This window comes from Moorena sp. SIO4G3, from assembly GCF_010692305.1.
GTDB classification, from domain to species: Bacteria; Cyanobacteriota; Cyanobacteriia; order Cyanobacteriales; family Coleofasciculaceae; genus Moorena; species Moorena producens_A.
Genome location: NZ_JAAHIG010000350.1, coordinates 1 through 9081 on the forward strand (window position 1 = coordinate 1; position 9081 = coordinate 9081).

Here is a 9081-nt window from a genome sequence, read left to right on the forward strand (position 1 = left end):
AAAGGCTCCACTCTCCTAAGGCGCGCGTCTCTGGCCTTAATCATAAAGTTTTAACCCTTTTACCCATAGCCGACCAACCATAAAGGCTGCCTTATTTTTGCGGTAACTTCTGACCCGGTTTAAAAACGCGGGGCTTTCAGCCTTGGGAGTTTCGTAAAATAGGGGTCAATTCTCGTAAGTTTACTTAGGGCGCTTTGTCCCATACTTAGAACGACCTTGACGCCGATCCTTAACTCCCGCCGTATCAAGGGTACCCCGAATAATGTGATATCGCACTCCAGGTAAGTCCTTCACACGACCGCCTCTGATCATCACGACGGAGTGTTCTTGTAGGTTATGACCAATACCGGGAATATAGGCTGTTACTTCAAATCCTGAAGTCAGACGAACCCTTGCCACCTTTCGTAAGGCGGAGTTGGGTTTTTTGGGTGTAGTTGTGAACACCCTAGTACAAACACCACGGCGCTGGGGACATTGTTTCAGCGCTGGGGACTTAGTTTTCTTCTTAGCTTTGAAGCGCTCGTTACTAATGAGCTGCTGAATGGTGGGCATGAGTTACGGCTTAATAAACATTGGTTGATTTAGCTTAATCAACTACAAACAAACCAATGCTAATTATACCAATATTAACACTCTGGTGTCAATCTGGAGCCTTGGATGGGTCTATACGAAAGGAATTACCGCAGCCGCAGCTTTCTGAAGCGTTAGGGTTATGGAAGCGAAACCCTCCTCCCATCAGGTCTTCTGAGTAATCTAGAGTTAAGCCATTGATAGTTTTTAGGCTTTCCGGGTCTACTATGACACTGATGCCATCACAGTCATAGACCTGATCCTCAGAATTGATCACTTGCTCAAAGTCAATAGTGTAGTAAAAATCAGCACACCCACCCTCGCGGACACCTAGACGTAATTTGGCATCTGGCTTTTGACGCTTGGACTGTACACGTCTAATCTCACTCGCAGCAGCTTTACTCAGTTTAATCATTAACGATACTAACTATACGCAACAACTAGCACCAGCTAATGTTACCTCAAAAAGGAATAGTCATTAATCATTAGTCATTTAATTTGCCACTGCCAAAAGGCTTTTTTGGGCATCCTAAAGACTTACAACTAATGACTAATGACTACTAACTAAATACTTAAAACTAATGACTCAATCTATTTGCCTTCTGGTTTGCTGCGGGCATAATCATCTTCAAAGCGAATAATGTCATCTTCTCCGAGGTATTCTCCATTCTGGACTTCAATTAAAACTAGGGGAATAACACCAGGATTCTCTAGTCGATGAGCATAGCCTTGAGGAACATAGGTTGATTGATTTTGATGAACAATTTCTTCTTTATCGCCACAAATAACTTTAGCTGTACCACTGACAACAATCCAGTGTTCGCTCCTATGGTAGTGCATCTGCAAACTTAAGCGATGACCCGGCTTGACTTCAATGCGCTTGATTTTGTATCCCCGTCCTTCTTCTAAGACAGTGAAAGACCCCCAAGGTCGTAGTTCGGTAGCGGCAACGCCTTCAGCTACTCGGGATGACTGTAGGGTAATGGCCGAAACTTGAGAAATTTCTTTTGACTGAACCATGGTTTTGTTCCTGAAAACGTCTAGCTAAGTGATTGTGGGAAAGTTTACTAATTGGTTACTACTTCTAGGTTAGACAAAATGAAAGAGAATTGACTATCGCAAAATCTAGCAAACTATAACTAAATTTTTCAGGCCAAATTAGTGGATTACCTGAATTTATATAAAGTCTTTACATTAGAAATAGTTATCTTGACCTAAGTTGAAGCTGAATAAACCTATAGTTAAGGGATTCGTGATTTCCAAAAATCTTAATAAATCTGATAACTTCATAATTACTTCATACTTAATACTTAATACTTAATACTTCTTAAAGTATTAGGGAACAGGTGTAAAAAAGATGCCCAGACCATTGTTAACTGGTGCTGCTGTATAGGGAGACCGATCTAGGAGTTGACCACCTAGATACAGTCCAGTTGAGCTACCCCCGTCAAGATTGAGGGCATTAATGGCTCCCAATTTCTGCATCAACTGAGCTGTTTCCCTTAATGTTGGGCCATGTCGAGTATGACTATGGTGAAAAGCAGCAATAATCAATGTGCCATTAGCTGTGGTTCCGATAGCACTGCGTGGAGCAGACTGCTGAATAAAGGCATCACTAAATTGTTCCGATTTGCCATCTAAAACAATTTTTTGATCTTGCAGTAGCAGTGGTCCACCACCGAGAATATGGGGGTAGCCATTGAAGTCAGCGGGAAACGTACTCCCCTCAATTCGCACTTGGGTACCAATACTCAGATCATTAACAGCTGTGCTGTTGGCTCTAAGGGTAACTAGATAACCATTGGGGGGGATACGAAAGGCTTGCTGACCCGCAATTCCTCCAGGCAAGAGATCGGTGACCAAGTTGTTCTGGACAACTACGATGATTTCATGATCAATTAAGGGAGTGTAGGTTGGTCCAAAGGCGCGAGTGTAGCGGGCAATGCCAGCTTTGACATAACCACTGTTGACGAATAGTACTGGCAAACGTTTCCGGTTTGAGGTAACTAAGGTTTCGCTGAGGCTGAGTCGTCCTAGTTTAACGTGACCGCGATCATTCCAAGCGATCGCTCCCCGGTTCAAAATTGGACCGGATAACCATCGACTGTCACGGCGAATTGCTCCTAAGGGCAATTGGTTGTTACGGTTGAAAAAGCCAGCATTAATTGCAGCAGATGCTTGCCACCACTGAGCAGCTTTAATTAGTGGAGCTGTTCCCACTTGCGTCGTAGCATTACTGCCAATCGGTCTGAGGCGCAAGTGGTTAGATTTGGGGTCAACCTCCAGCCACACCACTGGGAAACTAGTATCTTTGAGACTAATCAACTGCTGACGCCACTGGATGCCAGGTGCCCAGAGAATATCTTTCTTGACCATGGCATCGGGTCGCAAATCAATCACCAATCGAAACGGGTTAGGCAAGGTGAAAACTCGCAGACGTTTACCTTTGGGGAAATCCACCCGGAGCCTAGTTTGGTTTTGATGGCTTTCTAAGCGGATCACTGGTTTATCCATAGGAGCGCCCACGGAAATGGGAGCTACATCTTCAAGCTCTTGGAGCTTGGCAGCCTCTAGAGCATTAAAACCCTTGACTAGTGACGGGTCGGCTGAGGCAGCTACTGTAATCACAGCTTCAGTGGGTCGCTCATTGACTTGCCAGAAGGTTGCGCGGTCTAAATCAAGAACAATACGATTACCCCAAGGCTGACGTCCCTGGCGGATAGTCTTCACCCTGGCTGGCATGGAAGAGATATAGAGCTTATCCCCCTGAACTTGCAACTGCCAACCTGCTGTTTTGGCAAAATCGGTAATATCTAGATATCGATAAGCACCACTAACTTGGCTGGGGAAAACTACTGATGTACTTCGGGGTTTAGAAAACCACCGGATCGGTTGCTTGGTATAATCTTTACTGTTGAGCATTTCTATGCCCAAGGTTTGCATCGCTCCTACATCACTGATGCCAGTGCGCACTGAGCTTCCCACCAGCCATTGCTGCCAAGGTAAGTTGATCTGTTGACCATTTAAATACACTTGAACCCCTTGTCGGATCACCTGGGGGGGGACAGAGAAAAACTCCACCTCTAAGGTGTTATCTGCTATGGGGGGTAGCTCTTCCAATAGTTTCTTGCCCTTTAAAACTAGGATGTTCTCCTGGGTTGTTTGGGATAAACCTTGAACTAGGACAGGGGTATCTTCAGCTGCTGGGGGCAACTTGTTCAATAACTCTTTAAAGCTATTTAAGATTAGGGGTTCAATTGCTCCAACTCGCCTATTTGCCGTAGCTACGGATACTGGGAATAGAATTACGAGCAAGAGGGTAATGGCTAGCTTGGAGATATCAGTCCACACTTTTGTAGTATCAATTCTGGTCTTTGGTGTTACTCTAGTCGCCATCAAAGGGTTCCATTGAGCATTGATTGCTGGTAGTCGCCTGTTTCTTCAAAGGACTGATTTGGCTGAAAGCTATCCTTTAATAACCTAAATCAGTCAAGACAAACTATAGAGAGAGAAGGTCTAATTTCACATACTCTTCAACTAAGTTCTAGGTATTTAGGCTCTAGGCATTTAGGCTAAGGGGGTTCTAAAAAAGTATGAAGCGCTCCGGGTCAAGCACGGAGGCTCTCAACTCCCCCTGTTCGTTGGACCTAAGACCATGAGCCTAATACCTAGGCATTTAGAGAGGAGATGCTACCAGGTCTAAACTAATACTGTGATGAAGGCTAGTGTGACAAGATCAAGTCCTGTCAGTACAAAAGAGTTGTTAAGAAAGCTATTTTGAGTTTCGCTCAATGGTCTTGATCACTGCTACGGTAAATCCACCAATTTCTTCGAGAGTAAAATTTTCAGTAGGTTTATGGAGAAATTAGGTATTGCTATCCCTAACCTATTTCTTATATCATGACTATCCACCTATATATGTAAGTTTATAGGATTTATGCCAGCGTCATGGAACCCTGGTCACTTTGGTCATCAGCTAGGTGGTTAGTTGCATGCCATTGTTGAAGCACGCTTACGTGTTGCTACTGGTAAAACCTGTAATGGTTAACTACATCCGTTGCTCTGTGTCGGAGGATGTAGCTTTTTTGTCAGCAGCTGACCAGATTTCATTGGATACTCAGGATAGGAGTTTCTAAGGGAAAAAAGCTTGATAGATTGTTTAACCCAGGGAATCGGGATTAGACCCAACCAACTTCTGGCTCACCATTGATGGTAAATCATTGTTGATTTTTCCAGCCTAGTAGCAGTCTATAGGTCACTGCTACTAGGTTAATAGTCCTCAATCTGTAATGAAAGCATCACTAAACACCGTGAATAATAATTGGATGAATAATATCGATAACCAGAAAAACCAGGAAGATCTACAACAGTATCACACAAGGATACCCTATCCAGGTCAACGTTGGTTGGTGGAGGAACGAGATGCCTGTGGGGTTGGCTTTATTGCGTCTGGCCAGGGTATAGCTACCCATAAATTGATTGAACAAGCTCTAGTGGCACTGGGTTGTCTAGAACACCGGGGGGGGTGTAGTGCTGACCAAGATTCAGGGGATGGTGCAGGCTTATTGACTGCTATTCCCTGGAAACTGTTGCAAAAATGGCTCACCGAACAAGGAATTGACCAGCCTCCTACGGAGCAGTTGGGAGTTGGGATGGTATTCTTGCCTCAGGATGAGACGTTGGTTAGGCAAGGTAAGTCAATTGTTGAGGAAGTCCTTGCTCAAGAAGGCTTAAAGGTATTAGGCTGGCGTGTGGTACCAGTACGTTCCGAGATCCTGGGTATCCAAGCGAAAGCCAATCAACCCCATATGGAACAGTTGATCGTAGCCTCTGAAGGGGAGATAGGAGATGAACTGGAGCGTTTGCTGTTTAAAACTCGCTGTCGCATTGCTAAGGCACTAAAATCTCAGAGTACTATCCGAGTACCTGAGGATTGGTATTTTTGCTCCTTTTCCAGTCGCACGATTGTCTACAAAGGCATGGTGCGCTCAGAGGTACTTGGAGAGTTTTATTTAGACTTAAAAAATCCTGATTACCAGAGTGGGTTTGCTGTCTATCATCGACGCTTTAGCACCAATACTATGCCCAAGTGGCCCCTTGCTCAACCGATGCGGTTGTTGGGACATAATGGTGAGATTAACACTCTGTTGGGTAATGTCAACTGGATGATAGCCCGGGAGGCTGACTTGGCTCATCCAGTTTGGGAAAAAGGGTTGAAGGTTAAAGGTTCTCAAACTAACCTTAAACCAAATAACTCCTTAGATGAGATCAAGCCTATTATCAATCCAGAAAACAGTGACTCAGCCATCCTAGATAATGTATTTGAATTACTGGTGCAATCTGGACGCAGTCCTCTGACCGGATTAATGATCATGGTGCCGGAGGCTTACCAAAATCAGCCGGATTTGGATAACTATCCGGAAATTGTTGATTTTTATGAATACTACAGTGGAATTCAGGAAGCTTGGGATGGTCCAGCGCTATTAGTATTCAGTGATGGGAAAACAGTGGGAGCCAGCCTAGACCGAAATGGATTACGACCGGCTCGTTATAGCATTACCCGGGATGGCTATGTGGTGGTGGCATCAGAAGTGGGGGTAGTGGACTTGCCAGAATCCGAGATTGTGGAAAAGGGCAGACTTGGACCAGGGCAAATGATTGCTGTTGACCTGGAAAGCAACGAAATTCTAAAAAACTGGGATATCAAGCAACGGGTGGCAGCTCAGCAACCCTATGGTCAATGGCTGAAGCAGTACCGTGTAAAATTGGAACCCCAACCCTTTACTGAGGCTCCTGAACAAGAGGCGGCTGAGTTACTGCGTCAGCAGACCGCTTTTGGCTACACTGCTGAGGATTTGGAAATGATCATCCAGCCGATGAGCACCCAGGGGAAAGAACCTACTTTCTGTATGGGAGATGATATTCCCTTGGCGGTACTCTCCAATAAGCCTCGGCTTCTCTATGACTATTTCAAACAACGGTTTGCCCAGGTCACTAACCCACCCATTGATCCTCTACGGGAAAGTTTGGTGATGTCGTTGAGTGTAGAGCTGGGTGAGCGAGGGAATATATTAGAAGCTAAGCCGGAGTACGCCCAGTTGTTAAAGCTGGAAACCCCAGTACTCAATGAGGCGGAGTTGGCAGCGGTGAAAGCCTCAGGGTTTGAGACAGCTGAACTGTCTACTTTATTTGAAATTGCTACTGGTCCGGGGGGGCTAGAAGTAGCTGTGAATCATTTGTGTGACCAAGCCGCTGAGTCGGTAAGGGCTGGCAAAACGATTCTGATTTTGAGTGATAAAACGGCTGGAGGGCTTTCTGAAAACTACACCTATATTCCACCGATGTTCGCTGTAGGTGCGGTTCACCACCACCTGATCTCTCAAGGATTAAGGATGAAGGCATCGATTATTGTGGAAACGGCTCAATGTTGGAGTACTCATCACTATGCTTGCTTAATCGGTTATGGTGCATCAGCAGTTTGTCCGTATTTGACTTGGGAATCGGTGCGGAATTGGTGGGCTAATCCTAAAACTCAAAAATTGATGGCCCAGGGGAAACTGGAAAGCCTAACCATAGACCAAGCTCAGAAAAATTATCGCAAGGCGGTAGAAGCAGGTTTATTGAAAATCCTATCTAAGATGGGAATTTCCCTATTATCGTCTTACCATGGCGCTCAGATTTTTGAAGGAATTGGCATTGGTGGGGATTTATTGGCACTAGCGTTTAAGGGAACTACATCCCGGCTGGGAGGTGTGAGTATTGCTGATTTAGCTCAGGAAGTGATGGAGTTTCACAAGCGGGCTTTCCCCCTGACAGCTAAGAAACTGGAAAACTTTGGCTTTATCAATTACCGTCCTCGGGGCGAGTATCACATGAACAGCCCTGCAATGGCTAAAGCCCTACACAAGGCGGTTTCTTCCTTCGTCCGTGACCAATCCTCTAACAATGGCAACGGTAAAAATCACAAAGAGTTGGACGTTAGCAAGTTGCAGGTTAAACCTTCAAGCCTTGACGCTAACAAAGAAGCTTACGACCACTACGATGTGTATCGGAAACTGTTGGAAGAGCGTCCAGCAACTGCACTACGAGATTTGTTGGACTTTAACAGCGACCAACCTACTATTCCGATTGAGGAAGTAGAACCTGTTGAGGAAATTGTCAAGCGTTTCTGTACCGGCGCAATGTCCCTAGGCTCTCTATCCCGAGAAGCTCACGAAACTCTAGCTATTGCGATGAACCGGATTGGCGGTAAATCCAACAGTGGTGAAGGGGGAGAAGACCCAGTGCGCTTCACTATTCTGAATGATGTGGATCAGACTGGTCATTCTCAGACTCTACCTCACTTAAAGGGATTACGTAATGGCGATGTTGCTTCTTCTGCGGTTAAACAAGTAGCATCTGGTCGTTTTGGAGTAACACCAGAGTACCTGATGAGTGGGAAGCAGTTAGAAATTAAGATTGCTCAAGGTGCTAAGCCAGGGGAAGGGGGTCAGTTACCGGGTAAGAAGGTCAGTCCCTACATTGCTAAGCTGCGGCGTTCCAAGCCAGGGGTAACTCTAATTTCCCCACCACCCCATCATGATATCTATTCAATTGAAGACCTAGCTCAGCTGATTTTTGATTTGCATCAGATTAACCCTCAAGCTAAGGTATCTGTAAAGTTGGTGGCAGAAATTGGCATTGGAACTGTTGCGGCTGGGGTAGCTAAAGCTAATGCGGATGTAATCCAAATTTCTGGTCATGATGGAGGTACTGGAGCATCTCCCCTGAGTTCGATTAAGCACGCTGGAGTGCCTTGGGAACTGGGAATCACTGAAGTACATCGGATCTTGATGGAAAACCAACTACGCGATCGCGTTTTGTTGCGGGTAGATGGTGGCTTAAAAACTGGTTGGGACGTACTGATGGCTGCCTTGATGGGAGGAGAAGAGTACGGTTTCGGTTCGGTATCGATGATTGCTGAAGGTTGCATTATGGCACGGATTTGCCATACCAATCAATGTCCAGTAGGGGTTGCTACTCAGCAAGAACGCCTGCGCCAGCGCTTTACTGGGGTTCCAGGCCACGTGGTCAACTTCTTCTACTTTGTGGCATCAGAAGTGCGATCGCTTCTTGCCAAACTAGGTTACCGTTCTTTAAAGGATATCATTGGTCGGGCTGATCTACTCAAAGTTCGGGAGGGCCTTGAGTTGACTAAGACATCTATGTTGAATCTAGATTGTCTGACTCAGCTGCCTGATACTCGCACAGACCGCAGTTGGCTCAACCATAAGGATGTGCACAGCAACGGACCAGTGCTAGATGATCAACTGCTGGCTGACGCTGACCTGACGAATGCGATTCAAAACCATGGGTCTGTGACTAAAGATGTTGAGATTGTAAACACTGACCGTACTGTAGGGGCTCGAATTGCTGGGGTAATTGCCAAGCAGTATGGTAACAGTGGTTTCGATGGACACATTACTCTCAACTTCAAGGGAGCTGCGGGTCAAAGCTTTGGTGCCTAGATCC

The 9081-nt window shown here is 45.6% G+C and carries 5 protein-coding genes; 1 reads left to right on the top strand and 4 read right to left on the bottom strand.

Features of this window, described 5'->3' with window-relative positions:
* Nucleotides 1-180: 180 nt before the first annotated feature.
* The 4 genes from rpsL to F6J99_RS36075 form a co-directional block, all read right to left on the bottom strand.
* Nucleotides 181-552, bottom strand: coding sequence for a 30S ribosomal protein S12 (rpsL, locus tag F6J99_RS36060; protein ID WP_008179640.1), 372 nt, complete (start codon nucleotides 550-552; stop codon nucleotides 181-183).
* An 88-nt stretch (nucleotides 553-640) separates the two neighbouring features.
* Nucleotides 641-985 (bottom strand): iron-sulfur cluster assembly accessory protein, encoded by a 345-nt coding sequence (locus F6J99_RS36065; protein ID WP_293120418.1) that lies wholly within the window; start codon nucleotides 983-985, stop codon nucleotides 641-643.
* 176 nt (nucleotides 986-1161) lie between these two features.
* The gene (locus F6J99_RS36070) at nucleotides 1162-1590 is read right to left on the bottom strand and encodes a cupin domain-containing protein (RefSeq protein ID WP_070395713.1); all 429 of its coding nucleotides are present in this window, start codon (nucleotides 1588-1590) and stop codon (nucleotides 1162-1164) included.
* A gap of 315 nt (nucleotides 1591-1905) precedes the next feature.
* Nucleotides 1906-3966, bottom strand: coding sequence for a phosphodiester glycosidase family protein (locus F6J99_RS36075; RefSeq protein WP_293120420.1), 2061 nt, complete (start codon nucleotides 3964-3966; stop codon nucleotides 1906-1908).
* Between the two features lie 929 nt (nucleotides 3967-4895).
* Between F6J99_RS36075 and F6J99_RS36080 the strand changes: the two genes are divergently transcribed.
* Nucleotides 4896-9077: a glutamate synthase-related protein gene (locus tag F6J99_RS36080; protein ID WP_293120422.1), complete on the top strand. Its 4182-nt coding sequence runs from the start codon at nucleotides 4896-4898 to the stop codon at nucleotides 9075-9077.
* Nucleotides 9078-9081 lie beyond the last annotated feature (4 nt).

Bases quoted from the DNA above. Each gene is read 5' to 3' on its own strand.
- rpsL (WP_008179640.1), bottom strand. From the start codon at position 552: ATGCCCACCATTCAGCAGCTCATTAGTAACGAGCGCTTCAAAGCTAAG.
- F6J99_RS36065 (WP_293120418.1), bottom strand. From the start codon at position 985: ATGATTAAACTGAGTAAAGCTGCTGCGAGTGAGATTAGACGTGTACAG.
- F6J99_RS36070 (WP_070395713.1), bottom strand. From the start codon at position 1,590: ATGGTTCAGTCAAAAGAAATTTCTCAAGTTTCGGCCATTACCCTACAG.
- F6J99_RS36075 (WP_293120420.1), bottom strand. From the start codon at position 3,966: ATGGCGACTAGAGTAACACCAAAGACCAGAATTGATACTACAAAAGTG.
- F6J99_RS36080 (WP_293120422.1), top strand. From the start codon at position 4,896: ATGAATAATATCGATAACCAGAAAAACCAGGAAGATCTACAACAGTAT.